This window comes from Nocardioides humilatus (assembly GCF_008373755.1).
Classification (GTDB): Bacteria; Actinomycetota; Actinomycetes; order Propionibacteriales; family Nocardioidaceae; genus Nocardioides; species Nocardioides humilatus.
In genome coordinates this window covers 74,232-95,655 of the sequence record NZ_VUJV01000003.1, presented here as the reverse complement: position 1 = coordinate 95,655, position 21,424 = coordinate 74,232, and the positions used below count along the sequence as shown (strand labels likewise).

At 70.6% G+C, this 21,424-nt stretch carries 19 protein-coding genes; 17 read left to right on the top strand and 2 right to left on the bottom strand.

The genetic code is table 11. The features are described from left to right. Positions 1-113: 113 nt before the first annotated feature. The 5 genes from F0U44_RS08385 to F0U44_RS22965 are packed head-to-tail and all read left to right on the top strand — an operon-like array spanning position 114 to position 5,673. The gene (locus F0U44_RS08385) at positions 114-1,052 is read left to right on the top strand and encodes an NAD-dependent epimerase/dehydratase family protein (protein ID WP_149727858.1); all 939 of its coding nucleotides are present in this window, start codon (positions 114-116) and stop codon (positions 1,050-1,052) included. Beyond that, on the top strand, positions 1,049-2,335 hold the full coding sequence (locus F0U44_RS22970; RefSeq protein WP_188113395.1) for a hypothetical protein: 1,287 nt from the start codon (positions 1,049-1,051) through the stop codon (positions 2,333-2,335). The genes F0U44_RS08385 and F0U44_RS22970 overlap by 4 nt, the downstream gene beginning before the upstream one ends. Then, complete coding sequence (locus tag F0U44_RS08380; RefSeq protein WP_188113394.1) at positions 2,328-3,104, top strand: glycosyltransferase family 2 protein; 777 nt, start codon at positions 2,328-2,330, stop codon at positions 3,102-3,104. Before F0U44_RS22970 ends, F0U44_RS08380 begins: the two co-directional genes overlap by 8 nt. Further along, on the top strand, positions 3,101-5,023 hold the full coding sequence (locus F0U44_RS08375; protein ID WP_149727856.1) for a glycosyltransferase family 4 protein: 1,923 nt from the start codon (positions 3,101-3,103) through the stop codon (positions 5,021-5,023). Before F0U44_RS08380 ends, F0U44_RS08375 begins: the two co-directional genes overlap by 4 nt. Continuing rightward, entirely contained in the window at positions 5,020-5,673 is a 654-nt protein-coding gene (locus tag F0U44_RS22965; protein WP_188113393.1) for a glycosyltransferase family A protein, read from the top strand. Before F0U44_RS08375 ends, F0U44_RS22965 begins: the two co-directional genes overlap by 4 nt. A gap of 7 nt (positions 5,674-5,680) precedes the next feature. On the opposite strand, the gene F0U44_RS08370 is transcribed toward F0U44_RS22965, so the two are convergent. Further along, positions 5,681-7,702: a phosphoadenylyl-sulfate reductase gene (locus F0U44_RS08370; RefSeq protein WP_149727855.1), complete on the bottom strand. Its 2,022-nt coding sequence runs from the start codon at positions 7,700-7,702 to the stop codon at positions 5,681-5,683. A 138-nt stretch (positions 7,703-7,840) separates the two neighbouring features. Here F0U44_RS08370 and F0U44_RS08365 point away from each other — a divergent pair, with 138 nt between their 5' ends. The 7 genes from F0U44_RS08365 to F0U44_RS08335 all read left to right on the top strand — a co-directional run bounded on the left by F0U44_RS08365 (position 7,841) and on the right by F0U44_RS08335 (position 15,532). After that, positions 7,841-9,256 carry a hypothetical protein gene (locus tag F0U44_RS08365; protein ID WP_149727854.1) on the top strand — a complete coding sequence of 472 codons (1,416 nt, stop codon included), beginning with the start codon at positions 7,841-7,843 and terminating at the stop codon, positions 9,254-9,256. Next, a complete protein-coding gene (locus F0U44_RS08360) occupies positions 9,249-9,995 on the top strand; it encodes a glycosyltransferase family A protein (protein ID WP_149727853.1) in 747 nt (248 codons plus the stop codon). The genes F0U44_RS08365 and F0U44_RS08360 overlap by 8 nt, the downstream gene beginning before the upstream one ends. 52 nt (positions 9,996-10,047) lie before the next feature. Beyond that, entirely contained in the window at positions 10,048-10,236 is a 189-nt protein-coding gene (locus F0U44_RS08355; RefSeq protein ID WP_149727852.1) for a hypothetical protein, read from the top strand. 25 nt (positions 10,237-10,261) lie between these two features. Beyond that, a complete protein-coding gene (ftsY, locus tag F0U44_RS08350; protein ID WP_149727851.1) occupies positions 10,262-11,374 on the top strand; it encodes a signal recognition particle-docking protein FtsY in 1,113 nt (370 codons plus the stop codon). A 158-nt stretch (positions 11,375-11,532) separates the two neighbouring features. Continuing rightward, a complete protein-coding gene (locus F0U44_RS08345) occupies positions 11,533-12,846 on the top strand; it encodes an ammonium transporter (protein ID WP_246160390.1) in 1,314 nt (437 codons plus the stop codon). Continuing rightward, the gene (locus F0U44_RS08340; RefSeq protein WP_118923683.1) at positions 12,843-13,181 is read left to right on the top strand and encodes a P-II family nitrogen regulator; all 339 of its coding nucleotides are present in this window, start codon (positions 12,843-12,845) and stop codon (positions 13,179-13,181) included. Before F0U44_RS08345 ends, F0U44_RS08340 begins: the two co-directional genes overlap by 4 nt. 113 nt (positions 13,182-13,294) lie before the next feature. Further along, the gene (locus F0U44_RS08335; protein WP_149727850.1) at positions 13,295-15,532 is read left to right on the top strand and encodes a [protein-PII] uridylyltransferase; all 2,238 of its coding nucleotides are present in this window, start codon (positions 13,295-13,297) and stop codon (positions 15,530-15,532) included. On the opposite strand, the gene F0U44_RS08330 is transcribed toward F0U44_RS08335, so the two are convergent. Beyond that, complete coding sequence (locus F0U44_RS08330; RefSeq protein ID WP_149727849.1) at positions 15,504-15,794, bottom strand: hypothetical protein; 291 nt, start codon at positions 15,792-15,794, stop codon at positions 15,504-15,506. The genes F0U44_RS08335 and F0U44_RS08330 overlap by 29 nt on opposite strands. Positions 15,795-15,893: 99 nt before the next feature. On the opposite strand from F0U44_RS08330, the gene ffh reads away from it, so the two are divergent. From ffh to F0U44_RS08305, 5 genes are all read left to right on the top strand, one after another. Further along, positions 15,894-17,489, top strand: a complete 1,596-nt coding sequence (gene ffh, locus F0U44_RS08325; RefSeq protein ID WP_149727848.1) for a signal recognition particle protein — start codon at positions 15,894-15,896, stop codon at positions 17,487-17,489. Positions 17,490-17,569: 80 nt separating this feature from the next. Further along, positions 17,570-18,904, top strand: a complete 1,335-nt coding sequence (locus F0U44_RS08320; RefSeq protein ID WP_149727847.1) for a calcium-binding protein — start codon at positions 17,570-17,572, stop codon at positions 18,902-18,904. A gap of 9 nt (positions 18,905-18,913) precedes the next feature. Next, entirely contained in the window at positions 18,914-19,282 is a 369-nt protein-coding gene (locus tag F0U44_RS08315) for an NYN domain-containing protein (protein WP_149727846.1), read from the top strand. 5 nt (positions 19,283-19,287) lie between these two features. Continuing rightward, the gene (locus tag F0U44_RS08310) at positions 19,288-20,340 is read left to right on the top strand and encodes a serine hydrolase domain-containing protein (protein WP_149727845.1); all 1,053 of its coding nucleotides are present in this window, start codon (positions 19,288-19,290) and stop codon (positions 20,338-20,340) included. Position 20,341: 1 nt separating this feature from the next. Then, positions 20,342-21,421 carry an amidohydrolase family protein gene (locus F0U44_RS08305; protein WP_149727844.1) on the top strand — a complete coding sequence of 360 codons (1,080 nt, stop codon included), beginning with the start codon at positions 20,342-20,344 and terminating at the stop codon, positions 21,419-21,421. The last annotated feature ends 3 nt before the right edge of the window (positions 21,422-21,424 follow it).

Here is a 21,424-nt window from a genome sequence, read left to right as displayed (position 1 = left end):
CCTGTCCTGAACTTTGCCGAATCCTCGCGTTCCGCCCTGTCTGGTCGTTAGCGTGTGGTCCTGCACCGGTTGTTAAGGTGTCCCGCTGCCTGTTGACAGAAGGGGTTCGGACAATGAAGCGCGTGCTCATCACCGGGGGCGCCGGCTTCATTGGTGTCCACCTGGCTGATCGCCTCACGCGTGATGGCGTCTACGACGTCACGGTGCTCGACAACGAGTCCCTCGGCGATCGCAGTCACCTCGACCTCGACCGGGTCCGTTTCGTGGAGGGGGACCTGCGCGATCGCGACGCTGTGCGCCGCGCGCTCGAAGGTCAGGACGCTGTCGTCCATCTGGCGGCCCACACCCGGGTGATCGACAGCATCGTCAACCCGGCCCACAACTTCGACAACAACGTGATCGGCACGTTCAACGTGCTCGAGGGCTGCCGCGAGCTGGGCGTCGGCCGGGTCGTGGCCGCCTCGACCGGTGGCGCGATCGTCGGCGACGTGCCGCCGCCGGTCCATGAGCGGATGGCCGCACAGCCGACATCGCCCTACGGCGCCTCGAAGCTGATGATGGAGGGCTACCTCAGCGCCTACGCCGGTGCCTACGGCATCTCGACCTGCTCGCTGCGGTTCTCCAACGTCTACGGGCCGCGGAGCTATCACAAGGGCTCGGTGGTCGCTCACTTCTTCAAGCAGATCATCGCCGGCGAGGAGCTGGTGGTCTACGGCGACGGCAGCCAGGCGCGCGACTTCCTCTACGTCGGAGACCTCGTCGAGGGCATCCGGGTGGCGGTCGACAGCGACGCGGTCGGCGCCTTCCAGCTCGGCAGCGGCAAGCCGACCACCGTCAATGAGCTGCTCGAGCTGATGCGTGACGCGACGGGCCTTGACCTCGACGTACGCTACGAGGACTTCCGCACTGGAGAGGTGCGGTACACGTGGTGCGACATCGACAAGGCCCGGGAGGGCATGGGGTTCGACCCCGTGACCCCCCTCGATGTCGGCATCCGCCAGACCTGGGAGTGGTTCGTGAATCACAGGGCCCAGCACACGGCACGCCCATGACAGAAGCTGCGTACGGTCGCATCCGACGCCGCTTGCGGCGCCGCAACGATCGCCTCGGGACGTACGACGACGGCGCCGCTCGCGCGACGTCCGACGACCCGCAGCCCACGCTGATCCCCACCAACCTGGGGAAAGACTTCGACGAGCGCGTCGCTGCGGCCGTCGGTCGTCAGCCACCCCGCGGCCAGGACCCTGACTACGACCTGGTCCGCGACAACTTCGACATCGCGCACTACCTGCTCCAGGCGCCCGGGGTGATGGACAACCCGGAGATCGACCCGGTGCGGCACTTCCTGCGCCTCGGCGCGGGCGTGAAGCTCACGCCCGATCCCAACTTCTCCACCGACTCCTACCTCAAGCGTCACCCCGAGCGTCGGGACTCCGAGGTCAACCCCTACACCGCGTGGCTCCGTGACGGTCGTGCCGCCGGGGAGATCGCCGAGCCCGTGATGGGCATCGAGAAGCTCGCCGACGTGCTGGGCATCTCCACCGAGGAGGTCGTCGAGCACCTGGCCGAGCGGCGCAGCGACGTCCACCGACGCCTGCACCACGGCAAGCTGGGGGAGATGTTCGCGAAGGCGACCGAGGTCGAGCCGCTGATCGGCGAGCTGTGGCCCGAGGTCGCGCGACCGCGGATGATGCCAGTCCCGTGGCTCGTCGTCGCCGACCAGCTCGGCGCGCTCCACAGCAGCCAGAAGGCGCTCGGCTTCGCGCGGGCTCGCGTCGTCCTCGTCGTCGGTCACGCCGACAACGGACTCGTCGTCCGGGTGATCGAGGCGCTCCGCGCCGAGGTCGACCCGAGCGAGATCGTGGTCGTGACCACGGCGGCCGAGGCACCCGAGGGCGAAGCGCCGGCGGGCGTACGACGCGTCGACTTCGCGGTCACCGCTGCCGGGCTAGGCCCGCTGATGGCCCAGCAGGTGCTCGTCGAGCTGCTGCGCTCGCTGTGCGCCGACGCGATCGTCGGGATCGGGTCCCGGCTGTTCCTCGATGCGCTGACGCCGTACGGCAAGGCGCTGCGCGCCTCGGAGCGGATCTACCTCGGGTTCGGCGCGCTCCGCCCCGGCCCTCTCGGTCACGAGGTCGGCACCTCGACGCGCTACTTCTACCGCCACGTCGAGCACGTCGATGGCGTCTTCGTCGACACCGACGAGACCGAGGACCGCCTCATCGAGGACTACGGGCTCCCGAAGGTCGTCGCCGAGCGCATCCGGTCGGTCGCCGACGACGCCGTGCTCGCGGACCTCGCGCGTCGACTGCTGCAGGGCGACGCCGATGACTGAGTCGGTCACGCCCGACGTCTCGGTCATCGTCACCGCCCACAGCGAGACGGTGGTCTGCGGCCCCACGATGCGCTCCGCCGACCTCGCCATCGAGGCGGCTCGTGCGCACGGCTACGTCGTGGAGACGGTGATCGCGCTCGACGGGGCCACCGACGAGACGCGTGAATACTTCGACCAGCAGCGCTACGACCACTGGGACCGCTGGGACTTCCAGGAGGCCGACCTCGGCCGCGTCCGCAACGCTGCCGTCACCCGGTCGACCGGGCGCTACATCGCCTTCCTCGACGCCGACGACCTCTTCAGCGAGAACTGGCTGGTCGAGGGCATCGCCGTCCTCGACGCCGCCGCCCGCGACGGCAGGCGCGTGATCGCGCACCCCGAGCTCAACGTGATGTTCGACGGCGGCAACTCGGTCCTGGTGCACATCGACCAGTCCTCGCCGCTCTTCACCCCGTGGTTCGCCTACCTCCGCAACTACCACGACTCGCTGTGCCTGACGCCCCGCGAGGCCCACGTGGCGATCCCCTACGTCTCCCGCGACATCCCCAACGGGCTGTCCTTCCAGGACTGGCAGTTCTCCATCGAGTCGATGGCCGCCGGGTGGGAGCACGTGCTGGTGCGCGACACGATCATCTTCAAGCGGCGGCGGGACGCCTCGCTCGGCCAGGAGAGCAGCAACCGCCGCTCGATCGTGCGCAAGCTGCCGGCCATGGCCATCGACCGGGTGCACGACCTCGCGCGTGTCGGGAAGGCGTCGGAGACGGCGTGAGTCGAGTGCGGCACGTGGCGGCGCGAGTCCGTCGGACCTCTCGCGCGACCGGTGCGTCGCAGCGGGGACTGGGCCCCGAGGTCGCCGAGCGGCTGCGCTGGTGCGTTCACCCGCGCCTCTACCTCGCCCAGCTGACGGCCGAGGAGCGAGCAGCGCTGGGCCCGGCGCCCGACATCGATGCGATCGCGGACCACTACCTCACCGTCGGTGCCGCGAAGGGCCTGCGGGTCTGCGCCTTCTTCCACCCGCAGACCTACGCCGACCGACTGGCCGCGGACGGCCTGACCGTGCCCGACGGCGAGGTGCCGTTCCTGCACTGGTTGCAGGTCGGCTGGGACAAGCAGGTCGTGCCGACCCCGCTCTTCGACGACGCCTGGTACCTCGAGCACCACCCGGCGCTGCGCACCCACCCGCGCTGGATCTTCCACCACTTCCTGACCCGGGGTTGCTACCAGCCGCAGTGGGTCCCGAGTCCCGCCGGGCGTCACCACGGCGGAGGTCCCGACGACGACGCCGTGCACCGCCAGGACCCGCTGCTCCTGCCGGAGCTGCTGCACCGCGCCGACGAGCACGACCTGCGGCAGTCGAGCTGGCTCGAGGCCGGGGTGATCGCCGTACTGGCGAAGCGCGAGCGGGTGCAGAGCGCGGCGATGCAGGAGCAGATCGCGAAGGCTGCCGAGCTCGAGCCCGGCGTGCACGCACCGCTCCGCGTCGAGCTGCCGTCGATCGCGCCACCGCACGCCCACCTCGGCACCCGGATGGCCGGAGAGCTCGCGGCCGCGCGCCGCGACCGTAGCCTCGATGTCGTCGACACCGTCGTGCTGGTGCCGCACTGCCGGATGAGCGGCGCGGCCCGCGTCGCGGGTGAGCTCACCGCCGCCCTCAGCGCCATCAACGGCGAGGGCAGCGTCGCGGTCGTCGCGACCGACCTCCCCGTCTTCGAGCGCCCCGGGCTCTTCCCCGACGGGGTCCCCGTGGTCGACCTCGCCCACCGGATGGTGGGGCTGGCCCAGCCCGCGCGCCGTGACCTGCTCGACGGGTTCCTCCGCCGGTTGCGTCCGCGACGGATCATCGTGGTCAACAGCCTCCTCGGCTGGCAGCTCTTCGCCGAGGCCGGCCGTGAGCTGGCCAAGGTCGCTGATCTCGGGGCCTACCTGTTCACGTGGGAGGTCGACGAGCACGGTCACCGCTACGGCTTCCCGGTCGGACCCCTCCAGCAGAGCCTCGAGCACCTGTCGTGGGTCCTCTTCGACAGCCAGCGGCTGCGCACCGAGCTCGTCGAGCGCTACCTGATGCCGCCCGCCACGCGCGACCGCCTCCACTTCCTGCGGACGCCGCTGGCGACGGTCGAGGCCGACGCGACAGGGGTCCTCGAGCGACGTCGGGCAGCGGGGGAGCCCGTCCGCGTGCTGTGGGCCGGGCGGTTCGACCGGCAGAAGCGTTTCGACCTCGTGGTCGAGATCGCGCGGCTGATGCCCGAGGTCGAGATCCAGGCGTGGGGCAAGCCGGTGCTCGCCGACGTCGATCTCGACCCCGCCGACCTCCCCGCCAACACCCGGCTGATGGGCGTCTACGACGGTTTCGCGCAGCTCCCGCTCGACGACGTCGACCTGCTGCTCTACACCTCGGCGTGGGACGGCATCCCCAACGTCGTCCTGGAGGGCGCCCAGAGCGGGCTCCCGATCGTCGCGAGCGCCGTCGGCGGCGTGCCGGAGGTGATCAAGCCGGCGACCGGTTATCTCGTCGCCGCCGTCGATGACCCGGCGGCCTACGTGGCCGAGATCCGGGCGCTGCTCGCCGACCCTGCGGGGGCCGCCCGCAAGGCCGCGGTGCTGCGCGACCAGGTGCACCGTGACTTCACGATGGACCACTACCGCGCCGCGCTGCGTCGGATCCTGGGCGAGGGGGCACAGGCGTGACCATCGACATCTCGGCCGTGCTCGTGGTCAGCGAGGAGGGGCCGCGGGCCGGCATCGCGCTGCACAGCGCGATCGACGCGGCCGGTGCCGCGCGCCAGCAGGGCCTCGACGTCGAGGTCGTCGTGGTCCTCGCCCACGCCACGCCGGCGACCCGGTTGGCGGTCGGAGCGGCCGAGGAGCACGGCGCACGGGTCGAGCACATCGGGGGCGTCGATCCCGGCACCGCGCTCAACTACGCAGTGTCGGTGGCGAAGGGCACCTACGTCGCGATGCTCGACGGCGGCGCTCTCTGGTCGGAGAACTGGCTCGTCGAGGCCCATGCGGTCGCCCAGGCCTCGCCGGCGCACACGATCGTGCACCCGGAGGTCCACTGGTTCTACGAGCAGGGTCGCGAACTCTACTTCCCGCCCGACCAGACCGAGCCCGGCTTCGACCCGGCTGCGGTGCGCCTCGGCAACTGCTGGGACGCGTTGGCCTTCGCGGCCGCGTCGATCTACCGCGCCGTACCGTTCGCCGCGCTCGGTGCCGACGCGCAGCCAGGTGACCTCGACTGGGCGTGGAGCATCGCGACGCTCGACGCCGGTCTGCAGCACCGGGTGGCGCCGCAGACCCTCAACTTCCGCAGGCGTCGCCCGCGGACCCTGCGCTAGCCCGCGCTCAGCTGACCGGAGAGGCTGCGGCAGCCTTCGCGGCGGCCGCCTCTGCACTCCAGACCGAGACGCAGGGGATCTTCTCCTTGTCGCAGCGGTCGGCGAACTTCTTCGTGATCTCGGAGACCTCCTCCATCAGGCCCTCGCTGAGGGTGATGGGGGTGAGGCCGAGGTGGAGGAAGCGGTCGTTGGCGACGTGGAGGTCGTTCTCGTCGGCCTCGTTGCGCGGGTTGGGCAGCAGCGCGATCTCGACACCGGTGCGGTCGGAGATCATCTTCGCCAGGTCGCGGACCCGGTGGGTCTCGGTCATCTGGTTGAAGACCGACACCCGGTCGCCCTTGGCCGGTGGGTTCTCGATCGCCAGCTGGATGCACTGGACCGTGTCCTGGATGTGGATGAACGCGCGGGTCTGGCCGCCCGTGCCGTGCACGGTCAGCGGGTAGCCGATCGCTGCCTGCATCAGGAACCGGTTGAGCACGGTGCCGTAGTCACCGTCGTAGTCGAACCGGTTGATGAGCCGCTCGTCGCGCCGCGTCTCCTTGGTCTGGGTGCCCCAGACGATGCCCTGGTGGAGGTCGGTGGCCCGGACGTGGTCGTTCTTCGCGTAGTAGGCGAAGAGGAGCTGGTCCTGGGTCTTCGTCATGTGGTAGATCGAGCCAGGGTTGGCCGGGTAGAGGATCTCCTGCGACACCAGGCCGTTCTCGCCGGCGTCGACCTGGACCTCGAGGTAGCCCTCGGGGATCTTCATGCCGGCCGTGCCGTAGCCGTAGACGCCCATCGTGCCGAGGTGCACGACGTGGATGTCGAGCCCCGACTCCACGACGGCCGCCAGCACGTTGTTGGTCGCGTTGAGGTTGTTGCTGACCGTGTAGCGCTTGTGGCGGCTCGACTTCATGGAGTACGGCGCTGCCCGCTGCTCGGCGAAGTGCACGAGAGCGTCGGGCTGCCAGTCCTCGAGGAGATCGAGAAGGCGCTGGTAGTTGACCGCGACGTCGATGTCGTGGAAAGCGATGTCGTTGCCCGACACCTCCTTCCACGCGCGCAGGCGCTCGCCCATCGGGCGGATCGGCGTGAGCGACTCACACTCGAGCTCGATGTCGATCTTGCGGCGCGACAGGTTGTCGACGATGGCGACCTCGTAGCCCTGGGCCGAGAGGTGAAGTGCCGTCGGCCAGCCGCAGAACCCGTCCCCACCGAGGATCAGTACCCGCATTGCATCTCCTTCGTCACTGTTTGCCATTACGGCATCAATCTCACTGTCTCTCAGCCCCGAGGCGCGACCATTGTGCGTCACGGTGCTGTCGTTGTCTGTCAACGGGGCCGCCCCTGCCCGCTCGAAACGGCCTGTCAGGGGGTTGAGGTGGATGCCGCACTCCTTGATGGAGTCGACCTCCCACCACCAGCGCCCGGCTCGCTGGTCCTCGCCCGCGGAGATCGCCCGCGTGCACGGAGCGCAGCCGATGCTGGTGTAGCCACGGTCGTAGAGCTCGTTGTAGGGGACCGCGTGGTCGTGGATGTAGGCCCACACCTGCTCGGTCGTCCAGTCGAGCATCGGGTGGAACTTCTGCATCCGGTTGGTGTCGTCCCAGGTCGACACCTCGAGGTCGCGCCGCGTCTCGCTGTGCTCGCGACGCAGGCCGGCGAGCCAGGCCCGCTTGCCCTGCAGCGCGCGCTGCAGCGGGGCGACCTTGCGGACGGCGCAGCACCCCTCACGCAGGTCGACGCTCTCGTAGAAGCCGTTCTGCCCGTGCTCCGAGGTCCAGGAGAGCACCTCGCCCGGGTCGGGGGAGAGCATCTGCACCACCGGGCCGTAGCGCCGGTGGACGTTGTGGGCGAGGGCGTGGGTCTCCTCGGGCAGCCGGCCGGTGTCGACGCTCACGATCTCGATCTCGAGGCCGTGCCGCGCGATGAGGTCGGTCATGACCATCGCCTCGGGGCCGAAGGCGTTGGCGAGCACCGCCGGTGCCCAGTCCCGCTCGATCACCCGGAGGAGGGCGAGCGTCTCGTCGAGCGCGTCGCTGTAGTCCAAGATGGGTGTGCCTTCAGGCTGAGACTGGGGTGAGCTGCTTGAGGAGCGCCGGAGAAAGAGCCGGCTGGGCCCTGAGCGGATCCGATCCGCGATGCTAGCATCGCGGCGCCGTCGACCACCGTTGAGGAGGCCCTGCCGATGAGGTCGATCCGGCGACTTCGACGCCCGGATCTCGGATCCGGCGCGGCAGCATCCGATCTTCTCGACGACGGCGACTCCGCCGCGTGGACGGCCACCGCCGACAGCATCCCGCGCGACCTGCTGCCTGCCGACCACCGACACCGGGCCGAGCGGCCGGCCCTGGCCCGTCGGCTGCGGCAGATGGCCCACCCGCGCTTCTACGCCGCTCAGGTAGGTGACCCGGCGCTCGCCGGCGACGTCGACGCGACGACCGCGCACTTCCTGGGCACGGGCATCCGTGACGGTGCTCGGGTCAGCGGGCTCTTCAACCCCGACGTCTACTGCGAGCGCTTGGCGGCCCGGGGGCTGGGCGTCGCGTCCGGTGTCGATCCGTTCCTGCACTGGCTCACGGTGGGCTGGGACGAGCGGATCGTGCCGACCGTCTTGTTCGACGAGGAGTTCTACGTCGCTCGCCACCCCGATCTCGCCAACGGACAGGAGTGGGCCTTCGCCCAGTACGTCCGCGCCGGCTCCTACGCGCCCGGTCGCTCGCCGACCCACTTCGGGCCCAACTACGCGGGGGTGCCGGCCCCTGACGCCCGCGAACGGCAGGACCCGCCGCTCGTCAACGGGCTGCTGCACCGGGCTGAGGACTACGACATCAAGCGCTCGAGCTGGATCGAGGAGGGCGTCGTCGCCGGTGCGGCGAAGCTCGCCGTGCTCGACTCCCCGCGGATGCGCGACCTCGTCGCGAAGGCGGCAGCGATCGAGCCGATGATCACCGAGCCGCCGCGCGAGCGCTGGGTGAGCTGGCCCCCGCACACCCACCCGATGCTGCTCCCGACCGCTCGTGCCGAGGGCGTACGACGCCAACTCGGCCTGGTGCGCGCCGACACGGTCGTCGTGGTCCCTGGCGGTGGGGGCGCGGGCGCCGGCCTCGCCGCGGTCGCCTCCGCGCTCCACGAGGCCGAGCCGGGCGCGACGGTGCTCGTCGCGACGACCGACCACCCCGCGCATCCCGACCTCGGGATCAAGGTCGAGACGGTCGACCTGCGCGAGCCGTGGGCCGGTGCGACCGAGCAGCGACGCTTGCTCGGACTCCTCGACCTGGTCCGCGGGGTCCAGCCCCGGCGGCTCGTCGTCGCGGAGTCGGCCCTCGGGTGGCGCTTGCTGTCGTCGTACGGCACGACGCTGCGCAACGAGATGTCGCTCGCGGTGGTCCTGACGGCACCCGACGGCTCCGGGGTGCCGATCGACGACTTCCAGGGCTGCTTCGACCGGCTCGACTGGGTGGTGACCGACACCGACGCGCAGCGTGACGAGCTGGCCGGGCGCTACCTGCTGAGCGGCCCTGCGCGGGATCGCCTCATCAGTGCGGCCGACTGTGCCGACGCACTCGCGGACCTCGCCACCCGGGGAGCGGACCATGGCTGACGTCGCCGCGATCATCACGGGCCACGCCGAGGGCGTCATGGCGGGCCTGTCCTTCAAGAGCCTGCTCGACGCGGCGACCGTCGCGCGGGCGGCCGGCCTCGACGTCGAGGTGCTCGTCGTGTTGGACAACCCGACCGAGGCGACGCGGGCCGCTTTCGCCGCGGCCGAGCGCCTCGGCGCCACCGTGGCCGAGGTCTCCTACGCCGACCAGGGCAAGGTCCGCAACAGCGCGGTCGAGCTGGTGAGCGCCGACCACGTCGCCTTCCTCGACGGCGACGACCTCTGGAGCGACAACTGGCTCGTCGATGCGCACCGGGTCTGCGCCGCCGACGCCGACGCGATCGCGCACCCCGAGCTCAACTGGTTCTTCGGTGGCCAGCAGAACCTCTACTTCCTGCCCGACCAGACCGACCCGGCGTTCGACCCCGCCCTGCTGCGGATCGCCAACCCCTGGGACGCCCTGTGCCTGGCGCCGCGGCGGGCCTACCTCGAGCACCCGTTCTCCGGCCGGGCGGTCGCCGACGGCTACGCCTACGAGGACTGGCACTGGAACCTCGAGACCTTCCAGGCCGGCTACGTGCACCGCGTGGTGCCCGAGACGATCCACTTCAAGCGTCGGCGGGAGGGGTCGCAATACGTCCAGGCCCGGGCGCGCAGCGTGCTCACGCGGCCCAGCGACCTGCTCGACTACGCCTGGTGGGCCGAGCGCGACCACGCGATGCAGGGAGAACTGGGCTAGACCGGTAGGTTGGGGGTCTCGCGCCGTCCCCTACTCGGAGGAGCCGTACGACGTGCTGTTCGTGCTGATCGCCCTGCTGCTCAGTCTCCTGGTCTCCGGCCTCGTCGCCGCCTATGTCGCCTACCCGCACCGCGGTGAGGCGATGCCCGCCGTGCCGTGGCTCGGCGACGCCATGGGGAGGGCCGTCGAGGCCGCCCCGACCATCGGCGAGGACGAGGTCGACCTCCTGAAGATGCGCTGATGCGCGTGCTGCGAGGATGAGCGCCATGGAGTGGGTCGTCCTTGCCGCAGTAGTCGCCTTCGCGCTCGTCCTGCTGGTCGTCGTCGTCCTCGGCCTCGGCCGTCTGGGACGTAGCGCGACCACGGTCGCGCCGCCGCGCACCGTCCCGGGCGACGTGCTGGCGCCCCCGGACGCCGATGTCGATGCGACGCCCGAGCCGGCTGTCGTCGTACCGACGCTGGAGCGGCCGGAGAAGCCCGCCTCGCGGCTCATCCGCCTCCGTCAGCGGCTGGCCGGCTCCGGCGCGCTCGGCAAGGGGCTGTTGGGCCTGCTCAGCCGCGACCATCTCGACGAGGACACCTGGGAGGCCATCGAGGACCTCCTCCTCGGCGCCGACATCGGCGTCGCGCCCACCCAGGAGCTCGTCGAGCAGCTCCGCACGCGGCTGCGGGTCGAGGGCAGCGCCGACGCCCGCACGGTGCTCCGCGAGGAGCTCGTCAACCTGATCGACCCCACGATGGACCGCGCGCTCCATGTCAGCGGCGCCGACGGCCAGCCCGGCATCGTCCTCGTCGTGGGTGTCAACGGCACCGGCAAGACCACGACTGTCGGCAAGCTCGCCCGGATCCTCGTCGCCGAGGACCGCTCCGTCGTGCTCGCCGCGGCCGACACCTTCCGCGCCGCCGCCGCCGACCAGCTCGGCACCTGGGGTGAGCGCGTCGGCGTCGAGGTCATCCGCGGCCCCGAGGGCGGCGACCCGGCCAGCGTCGCGTTCGACGCCGTCAAGGAGGGCGTCGACCGCGGTGTCGACACCGTCGTCGTCGACACCGCCGGCCGCCTGCAGAACAAGGCCGGCCTGATGGACGAGCTCGGCAAGGTCAAGCGCGTCATCGAGAAGCTGGCGCCGGTCACCGAGGTTCTCCTGGTGCTCGACGCGACGACCGGCCAGAACGGCCTGATCCAGGCCAAGGTGTTCTCCGAGGTCGTCGACGTCACCGGCATCGCGCTGACCAAGCTCGACGGCTCGGCCAAGGGCGGCATCGTCGTCGCTGTCCAGCGCCAGCTGGGCGTGCCGGTCAAGTTGGTCGGTCTCGGCGAGGGTCCCGACGACCTGGCGCCGTTCGACGCCGGCGCCTTCGTCGACGCCCTGCTGAGTTGACCTCGCCGGGGAGCGCGATCCCCGAAACATTTCTGTAACGCCACTCCAGAACTCGTTACACGCCCGACACGTCGCTCACTGCACCCGGAAACCTCGTCCGACGAAGGTTCTCCGGACGGCAGCCGAGGGGATCGGCCGCCCGGACGCTGGAGGATTACGTGTACCTGGACGGCTATCTCGCCTTCATGCTGGTGGCGACAGCACTGGTCTTAATGATGACCGTGCCCGCACTGGCACTCTTCTACGGCGGCATGACCCGCTCGAAGTCCGTGCTCAACATGATGATGATGTCGTTCGTCGGCTTCTGCGTCGCGGGCATCGTCTTCGTCCTCTGGGGCTGGTCGATGGGCTGGGGCGGTGACGGGGTCCCCAACCTCGACGGCAACTTCATCAACAGCCCGTTCGACATGTTCGGTCTGGACGGGGTCTCGCCCGCCAGTTACATCTTCGTCGCCTTCCAGATGACGTTCGCGGCCATCACGGTCGCCCTGATCAGCGGTGCGATCGCCGACCGCGTGAAGCTCTCGTCCTGGATCGTCTTCACCGTCGTCTGGATCACGCTCTGCTACGTCGTCGTCGCCCACAACGTGTGGGGTGGCGGCTGGTGGGCCACCAAGTTCCCGGCCCTCGACTACGCAGGCGGCACGGTCGTCCACATCAACGCCGGTATCGCGGGCCTCGTGCTCGCCGTCATCGTCGGCAAGCGCAAGGGCTTCATGAAGGAGCCCATGAAGCCGCACAACCTGACGATGACCATGCTCGGCGCCGGCCTCCTCTGGTTCGGTTGGTACGGCTTCAACGTCGGCTCGATCGTCGACTGCGCCTGGGCGACCACGTGCGACCCCAACGGTGAGTGGTACGCCACCCAGTACATCTCCGAGATGAGCACCACCTTCCTCACCACGACCCTGGCCACCATGGCGGCCTGCCTCGCCTGGCTGCTCGTGGAGCGGATCGTGCACGGCAAGGCCAGCGCCCTCGGCGCCGCGTCGGGCATCGTCGCCGGTCTGGTCGCGATCACCCCCGCCTGTGGTTCCGTCGACGTCTACGGTGCCCTCGCTGTCGGCGTCGTGGCCGGCGCCCTCTGCGCGCTGGCGGTCAGCCTCAAGTTCAAGCTCAAGCTCGACGACTCGCTCGACGTCGTCGGCGTCCACCTCGTCGGCGGTATCACCGGCGCCCTGATGATCGGCCTCGTCGGCACCCTCGACTCGCCGCAGGGCCTCGACGGGTTCTTCCCCGAGGGGGGTGGCGGCCTCTTCTACGGCGGCGACCTGACCCTGCTCGGGCATCAGTTCATGGCGGTGCTCTTCACCCTCGTCTGGACGGGTGTGTTGACCACGGTCATCGGTCTCGCCATCAAGTACACGCTAGGCTGGCGTATCCCTGAAGAGGCCGAGGTCGACGGCATTGACGCCGACCAGCACGGTGAGACCGCATACGACATCGCGACCGGATCGGGAGTCCTGGCATGAAGCTCGTCACCGCAGTCATCAAGCCTCACAAGTGGGAAGACGTCCGGGAGGCTCTCGAGACCTTCGGCGTCACCGGCATGACCGTGAGCGAGGTCAGCGGCTACGGCCGCCAGAAGGGTCACACCGAGGTCTACCGCGGTGCTGAATACGACATCGCGCTGGTGCCCAAGATCCGCATCGAGATCGTCGTCGACGACGGCGACACCGAGGACATCGTCGGCATCATCACCAAGACCGCCCAGACCGGTCGGATCGGTGACGGCAAGGTGTGGGTGAGCCCGATCGAGACGGTCATCCGGGTCCGCACCGGCGACAAGGACTCGGCTGCCCTGTAGCTGACGAAGTGTCGGGCTTGAGCCTCCGAAGTGTCACCCTTGCACGCTCGAGGTGTGACACCTGGTGAGACCAAGCCCGACACTTCGCACGTGCAACAGCGACACTTCGCGGGATGACAGCAGCTGAGAGAGCCGAGCGTACGGATGCGGCCGACGCCCTCTGCATGAGTGCGTACGACGCCGCGGGCGGTCCTGACTCGGGGGTCGCCCTCGTGGCGGTCGGTGGCTACGGCAGGGGCGAGCTGGCGCCGTACTCCGACCTCGACGTGGTGCTCGTCGCTGACGAGGGCGTCGACATCGGGGAGCTGGGCCAGCAGGTCTGGTACCCGATCTGGGACTCCGGGGCGAAGCTCGACCACTCGGTGCGTTCCCTGGGGGAGATGCTCGAGGCGGCGGCCGCCGACGTGCGGGTGGCGTCGGGGCTGCTCGACGTCCGCCACGTCGCGGGCGACCCGAGCCTGACCATCCGACTGCGGACCGAGGTGCTCGCACAGTGGCGCCGAGACGCCCGGCTGCGCCTGCCCGAGCTGCACGAGATCGTCCTGAGCCGGCACAAGATCGTCGGGGAGCTCGCGCACCTGTCGGTGCCGGACCTGAAGGAGGCCGAGGGCGGTCTGCGCGACGCGACCGTCATCAAGAGCCTCACAGCGACCTGGCTCGTCGACATCCCGGCCGCCGACCTCGAGCGGTCCCGGCTCCAGCTGCTCGACATCCGCGACCTGCTGCACGCCGCCGCCGGCCGCGGGACCGACCGGATCGCCCCCGAGCACTGGGCGCCGCTCGCCGAGGCGATGGGGCTGCCCGACGACCGGGCCGCCCAGCGCCAGATCCGCGAGCTCGGCCGTCGGCTGACCCACCTTTCGCGCCTCGTGTGGCGACGGGCCGACGACGCCGTCCGACGTACGCCGGCGGGCAAGCCGCGTCGCCCCGAGCTCGAACGCGTGGCTCCGGGAGTGGCGCTGTCGAAGGGCGAGGTCGTCCTCGAGCGTGGGGCCGACCCGGCGCGCGACCCCGGCCTGTTGCTGCGGGCTGCCGCTGAGGCCGCGCGGCGCAACGCCGTACTCGCTCCGCCGACCGCGGCCCGGCTGGTGCGGGAATGCCCACCGCTGCCCGATCCCTGGCCCGACGAGGCCCGACAACAGCTCGTACGGCTGCTCGCCGCGGGCCCCGGCCTGCTGGCGGTGTGGGAGACCCTCGAGGAGACCGGCGCCCTGGCGCGGATCCTGCCCGAGTGGGAGCGGATCCGGCTGCTGCCGCACGCCTCGGTGATCCACCGCTTCACCGTCGACCGGCACGTCGTCGAGACCTGCATCGAGGCCGCGAGCCTGATCCGCGAGGTGGCGCGGCCCGACGTGCTCCTGGTCGCCGCGCTGCTTCACGACATCGGCAAGGGCGGCACCGTCGAGCACAGTGCGGCGGGGGAGCCGCTGGCCCGGGCGATCGCGACCCGGATGGGGTTCGATGCCGACGCCGTGGACCTCATCGCCCAGCTCGTGCGCTGGCACCTGCTCCTCGCCAACACGGCGACCACGCGCGACCCCGAGGACCCCGCCACGATCGAGGTCCTCACCGAGCACATCCGCAGCGCTGAGGCCCTCGCGCTCCTGACAGCGCTCACCGAGGCCGACGCCAAGGCGACCTCGGGCAAGGCGTGGACGACCTGGCGTGCGGGGTTGATCCGCGACCTGTCCCGCCGCGCTCGGGTCGCGCTCGAGCGAGGCAGCGTGTCGGCTGCCGTCGCGGTCGACGAGATCGCCATCCCGAAGGCGGTGCGCAAGGGCGCCATGTCGATCGAGGTCGAGCTGACCGACGACGGCTCGCGGGTGACCACGGTGTCGCGCGACCGGGTGGGTCTGCTGGCCGACTGCGCGGCGATGTTCGCGTTGCAGCGGATCGAGGTGCGCGCTGCGCGCATCTGGTCGCAGGGCGACTACGGCGTCTCGGTCTGGGACCTGGCCGACGACCACGTCGACGCGGGCCGCCTCCGCAACGCGTTCGACGGGATCGCCTCACGCCGGGTCGATCCGGCCGCGCGCCTCGCGCCGGGTCGCAACGGTGCGACCGGCGACCTCGCGCCCACCGTCGTCTCGCGCCCTGAGGCCAGCGACCAGGCGACCGTGATCGAGGTGCGGGCCTCCGACCGCCTCGGCATCGTCTACCTGGTGAGCGCGGTGCTCGCCGAGCTCAAGGTGTCGGTGCGGTCGGCCCACATCTCGACGCTGGGTCCGCAGGCGGTCGACGTCTTCTACGTCCAGGAGGGCAGCGGCGAGGTGCTGAGCGAGGTCCGCGCGACGGTCGCCGTGGCGGCGATCCGGGAAGCGCTCAGTCCTGAGGAGGCTTCGGGCGCCTGATCGTCGCCCGCATCGCGGCCTGGTCGATCCGGACCGCCTGGTCGTCACCGTCAGCGGACGGCACCACGGTGACCTCGTGATCCTTGGACTTCAGGTCCTGGTCGGCGCGTGCCCGGCCCGGGTCGAAGGCATCGACGAAGACACCCATGCCGTCGGCGATCCCGGCGCCGTTACCGGTCGGGTTGCGCAGCATCCGGTTACCCGACCAGATGGCCAGCAGCAGGAGCACCACCCCTGCCACACCGAACACGACATAGATCACCTCGTCACTGTATGCCTGAGGCCGACTGTCTCCCGCTTCGCCGTTACAGTTGCCAGTCGAAGACCGCCCTGACTGCACCACTGCCCAGAGGAACCACTCTTGTTCGCCACCCTGTCCGACCGCCTTGCCGACACGTTCAAGAACCTCCGCGGCAAGGGCCGGCTCTCCGAGGCCGACATCGATGCGACCGCGCGCGAGATCCGGATCGCCCTGCTCGAGGCCGACGTCGCTCTGCCGGTGGTCAAGGACTTCGTGGCGGCGGTCAAGGAGCGCGCGCGCGGCGAGGAGGTCAGCCAGGCGCTGAACCCCGCCCAGCAGGTCATCAAGATCGTCAACGACGAGCTCGTCGAGATCCTCGGTGGCGAGACCCGGCGGCTGCGCTACGCGAAGACCGGTCCCACGGTCATCATGCTCGCTGGTCTCCAGGGCGCCGGTAAGACGACCCTCGCGGCCAAGCTCGCGCTGTGGCTCAAGGAGCAGGGCAAGTCCCCGCTGCTGGTGGCGTGCGACCTGCAGCGGCCCAACGCCGTGCAGCAGCTTCAGGTCAACGGTGACAAGGTCGGCGTCCCGGTGTTCGCACCGGAGGCTGGCAACACGGGTGGGAACGAGGATGGCGGCGACCCGGTCGGCGTCGCGCGCGCCTCGATCGAGGAGGCCAAGCGGCGGCTCTTCGACGTGGTCATCGTCGACACGGCGGGCCGTCTCGGTGTCGACGCCGAGATGATGGGCCAGGCCGCCTCCATCCGTGACGCGGTCCAGCCCGACGAGGTCCTCTTCGTCGTGGACGCGATGATCGGTCAGGACGCCCTGACGACCGCGCAGGCCTTCCTCGACGGGGTCGGCTTCGACGGCGTCGTGCTGACCAAGCTCGACGGCGACGCCCGCGGTGGTGCGGCCCTGTCCATCCGTCAGGTCACCGGCCGACCGGTCATGTTCGCCTCCTCGGGCGAGAAGATGACCGACTTCGACGTCTTCCACCCCGACCGGATGGCCTCGCGCATCCTCGACATGGGCGACGTCATGACCCTGATCGAGCAGGCCGAGAAGGCGTTCGACCAGGAGCAGGCCCTCAAAGCCGCGCAGAAGCTGAGCGGTGGCGACTTCACCCTCGACGACTTCCTCGAGCAGATGCAGCAGATCAAGAAGCTCGGCTCGATGACCAAGATCTTGAAGATGCTGCCGGGCGCCGGCCAGATCCGCGAGCAGCTCGAGAACTTCGACGAACGCGAGATCGACCGCGTCGAGGCGATCATCCGCTCGATGACGCCGGCCGAGCGCGACAACCCCAAGATCATCGACGGCTCGCGCCGCGCCCGCATCGCGAAGGGTGCGGGCCGCACCGTCGCTGACGTCAACGGCCTCGTCGACCGCTTCTTCGAGGCGCGCAAGATGATGATGCAGATGGCCCGCGGTGGCGGATTCGCTGGGGTGCCGGGCATGCCCGGCATGCCGGGCATGGGCGGACCCGGTGGCGGCAAGCGCGCCAAGGCGAAGCAGGCCCAGAAGGCCAAGGCCAAGGGCGGCCAGCGCAAGTCCGGCAATCCCGCCAAGGCTGCGCAGGAAGCCGCTGCGGCGAAGGAGAAGGCCGCCGCACAGGCCGCCAACCCCTTCGGTCTGCCGGGACCGGACATCGACTACGAGGCCGCAGCCGAGAACCTCGACCTGCCCAAGGACTTCTCCAAGTTCCTGAAGTAGCGGCGCCGCTGCGGCCGCTCGGTCGCGCGAGTGTGTAGGAGTACGTGGAGGCGGCGGCAACCCGCGCCTACGGTCCGAGCATGCTCACGAGTCGCGTCACCCGTCCTCGCCAACTCCTCGCGGTCGGCGTCCTTTCGGCAGTCGGGTTCGTAGCGCCCGCGGCGCCGGCCGGCGCTGCCGGCGAGACCTGTCTCGGCGCCCCGGCAACGATCGTCGGGTCGGGCACGATCAACGGCACTAGCGGTCCTGACGTGATCGTCGGTTCCGCGGTGGCCGACACCATTGACGGCGGTGGTGGCCACGACTACATCTGCGCAGGGGCGGGGAACGACCACATCCTCGGCGGCGCCGGGGACGACCAGGTGAACGACGGGGCGGGGGCCGACGTGGTCGACCTCGGCGCCGGCGCCGACCACCTGACGACGTACTCCGTCAAGGACCAGCACGACGTCTTCCAGGGCGGACCCGACCTCGACAGCATCCACTACGACCGGACGGCGACCGTCAAGGTCAACCTCCGCACGACGTTTGCCGACGACGGCGAGGCCGGCGAGGCCGACAAGATCTCGGGCATCGAGGTGGTCTCCGGTGGCAGCGGCAACGACACGCTCACGGGATCGGACGGTCCTGACCTCCTGTTCGGCGGCAACGGCAACGACACGCTCACGGGCGGTCTCGGATCCGACTTCGTCAACGGCCAGGAGGGCGACGACCTCCTCGTGGAGTCCGTCGCCGATCAGGTCGCCGACGTGATCTACGGCGGCAACGGCACCGACGAGGTGAGCTATGCGAACCGCACCGTCTCGATCTACATCTTCCTCACCGGGGTTCCTTTCAGCGGTGAGTACGACGAGGGCGACGTGATCCACGAGGTGGAGAACGCGCGCGGAGGCAAGAAGCACGACTTCATCGAGGGCACCGCCGGTGGCAACATCCTGATCGGCGGCGACGGCAGCGACCACATCGTCGACGGGCTCGGCAGCGACCGCGCCGATGGAGGCAACGGCTGCGACTTCTTCGAGCAGCCGGCGGGAGTCGACTTCGACGACGTCCTCATCGGCGGCGCCGGCGCGTGCGACGAGATCAGCTACGGCGCCCGCTCCAGCTCCTACCACCTCAACATCAATCTCGCCGCGCCGAGCTCCTCCCAGGGGTGGGTGTTCGAAGGGGATCTCATCGAGGGGGTCGAGGGCGCCTACGGCGGTGCCGGCAACGACACCATCTCCGGCACGCGAACCGCCAACCGTCTGGGCGGCGGCCCCGGGTCTGACGTGCTCAACGGCGTCGGCGGCGCCGACGAGCTGTACGCGAACGACGGTGTCGGTGGCAACGACACCGTGAACGGGGGCTCTGGCAGGGACCGCGCCTACATCGACGGCGGAGACTCCATCACCAACGTCGAGAGCACCCTGTAGCGTCCCTGCGTGTCCACCGTCCTGATCGTCGACGGCGCCAACGTCGTCGGTGCCCGCCCCGACGGCTGGTGGAAGGACCGTGCCGGCGCCGCCCGACGGCTGCACGAGCAGCTCCTCGTCGCTGATGTGCCGCAGGACGTGGTCGTCCTCGTGCTCGAGGGTGGCGCGAAGGCCGGCGTGCGTCCGGGTCGTGACGCCCACGTGCGCACGGTCCACGCACCGAAGGACGGCGACAGCACGATCCTGGCCGAGGCGCGGACGGCGGGCGAGCGGGGTGACCGGGTCACCGTGGTCACGGCCGACCGGGCGCTCGACGCGCGGCTCGCCGGCGTCGGCGCGACGACGGTCGGACCCACCTGGTTGCTCGACCTACTCTGAGCCGCATGCACCCGCTCGAGAACCTCCTCGACGACCTCGCCGACAGCGGCGCGGAGCCCGGCGCGGCGGTCTGCGTGCTGCGCAACGGCGAGGTGGTCGTCGAGCACCACGTCGGCACTCGTGACGGCGCCGTCCCCTGGGATGTCGCGACGCTCGTGATGACCTACTCGGTGGCCAAGCCGTTCGCCGCGCTGACCGTGCTGAGCGCGGTCGCCGAGGGTGCCCTCGGGCTCGACCAGCGCGTGGCGGACGTGTGGCCGGACTACGCAGCCGCGGGCAAGGCGGCCACCACCGTGCGCCACGTGCTCTCCCACAGCGCCGGGCTCGCCTGCTTCCCCGAGGCCGCCGCCGGATTCCCGTACGACGACCGCGACGCTCTCGTCGCGCTGCTGGCCGCAACCGCACCCGATCACGAGCCGGGCGCCGCGGTCGCCGAGCACGCGCTGACCTACGGCCACCTCTGCGACGAGATCGTGCGACGCGCGACGGGGGAGGACCTCGCAGCACGGTTCGCACGGATCGCCGTCGCGCACGGCTGGGACCTCCACCTCCGGGTGGGCGCCTCCGACCTCGACCGCGTCGCCGACGTCGTCGCCGTCGACCCGACGTGGCCGACCGGCTACCTCGACGACCCTCGATGGGGACCGGCGCTGGGACGCCCGACGGGGTTGCTCGACGTCGACGTCCTCAACTCCGAGCGCTTCCGCACGACCAGCTTTCCCGCTGTCGCGCTGCACGCCTCGGCGCGCGGCCTCGCCCGTTTCTACGCCGACCTCGTCGCCGAGGACGGCGCGGTCGCGACCCTGCTCGGTCCCGACCTGCACGCCGCCTACATCAGCGCGGCCGCGACCGGTCACGACCGGGTGCTCGACCGAGAGGTCGCCTGGACCCTGGGATTCCAGGTCGACGCCGAGGACATCGGCATGGGCGGGGCAGGGGGAAGCAGCGCCTGGTGGTCCTTCGGGGGCCGCTACGCCGCCGCTTACGTCACGCGCGGGCTCGGCACGCACGAGCGCAGCGGGGCGGTCTGGGACGCCCTGGAGTCGGTAGGTTCGTAGCGTGACCTCGACTGCCCTGCGCTTCTCCGGTCCCGTCCTGCCCGACGGGGAGGTGCGTGAGCTCTTCGTCGTCGACGGCCACGTCACCTACGAGCGCCAGCCGGGGGCCGACACGGCTGCCGAGGGCTGGATCGTGCCCGGCCTGGTCGACGCCCACAACCACCTCGGGCTCGAGGACGGGGGAGCGGTCGACGACGCCACGATCGAGGCGCAGGCGATCGCCGACCGCGACACGGGCGTGCTGCTCCTCCGCGACTGCGGCTCGCCCGCCGACACCCGATGGGTGCACGAGCGGGAGGACCTGCCGCGGCTGATCCGCGCCGGCAAGCACGTCGCGCGCACGCGTCGCTACCTCAAGGACTACGGCGTGGAGGTCGAGCCCGACGGCCTGGTCGACGTCGTGGCCGAGCAGGCGGCTGCGGGTGATGGTTGGGTCAAGCTGGTGGGGGACTGGATCTCGAGAGAGACCGGCGACCTGGCACCGTCGTTCCCCGACGACGCCGTCGCCGCCGCGATCGGCACCGCGCATGCCCTCGGCGCGCGGGTGACCGCCCACTGCTTCGGATCCGACTCGATCGGCCCGCTCCTCGACGCCGGCATCGACTGCATCGAGCACGGCACCGGGCTGCGTGAGGAGCACATCGAGCAGATGGTGGCCGGTGGGGTCGCGCTCGTGCCCACCGTGCAGCAGACCGACAAGTTCACGCACTACGTCGAAGCCGGTCGCGACAAGTTCCCGGCCTACGCCACCACCATGGAGGGCCTGCACCGCGGTCGTCGCGACGTGCTCATGGCCGCCTACGAGGCGGGCGTGCACCTGTTCGTCGGCAGCGACGGGGGCGGCAGCGCCCGGCACGGGTGCCTGCACGAGGAGATCCACGCGATGGTCGCGATGGGTCTACCGGCCGACCACGTCCTCGGCGCCGCCTCGTGGCGTGGGCGGGCCTGGCTCGGCCACAACCCCGGCCTCGACGAGGGCGACCCCGCCGACTTCGTGGTCTACCCCACCAACCCGGTCGAGGACCTCACGGTGCTGGCCAGGCCGTCGTACGTCGTGCTGCGCGGCCGCGTGGTCGGCTGACGC

Bases quoted from the DNA above. Each gene is read 5' to 3' on its own strand.
- F0U44_RS08360 (WP_149727853.1), top strand. From the start codon at position 9,249: ATGGCTGACGTCGCCGCGATCATCACGGGCCACGCCGAGGGCGTCATG.
- F0U44_RS22970 (WP_188113395.1), top strand. From the start codon at position 1,049: ATGACAGAAGCTGCGTACGGTCGCATCCGACGCCGCTTGCGGCGCCGC.
- F0U44_RS08340 (WP_118923683.1), top strand. From the start codon at position 12,843: ATGAAGCTCGTCACCGCAGTCATCAAGCCTCACAAGTGGGAAGACGTC.
- ftsY (WP_149727851.1), top strand. From the start codon at position 10,262: ATGGAGTGGGTCGTCCTTGCCGCAGTAGTCGCCTTCGCGCTCGTCCTG.
- F0U44_RS08335 (WP_149727850.1), top strand. From the start codon at position 13,295: ATGACAGCAGCTGAGAGAGCCGAGCGTACGGATGCGGCCGACGCCCTC.
- F0U44_RS08310 (WP_149727845.1), top strand. From the start codon at position 19,288: ATGCACCCGCTCGAGAACCTCCTCGACGACCTCGCCGACAGCGGCGCG.
- F0U44_RS08380 (WP_188113394.1), top strand. From the start codon at position 2,328: ATGACTGAGTCGGTCACGCCCGACGTCTCGGTCATCGTCACCGCCCAC.
- F0U44_RS08320 (WP_149727847.1), top strand. From the start codon at position 17,570: ATGCTCACGAGTCGCGTCACCCGTCCTCGCCAACTCCTCGCGGTCGGC.
- F0U44_RS08365 (WP_149727854.1), top strand. From the start codon at position 7,841: ATGAGGTCGATCCGGCGACTTCGACGCCCGGATCTCGGATCCGGCGCG.
- F0U44_RS08385 (WP_149727858.1), top strand. From the start codon at position 114: ATGAAGCGCGTGCTCATCACCGGGGGCGCCGGCTTCATTGGTGTCCAC.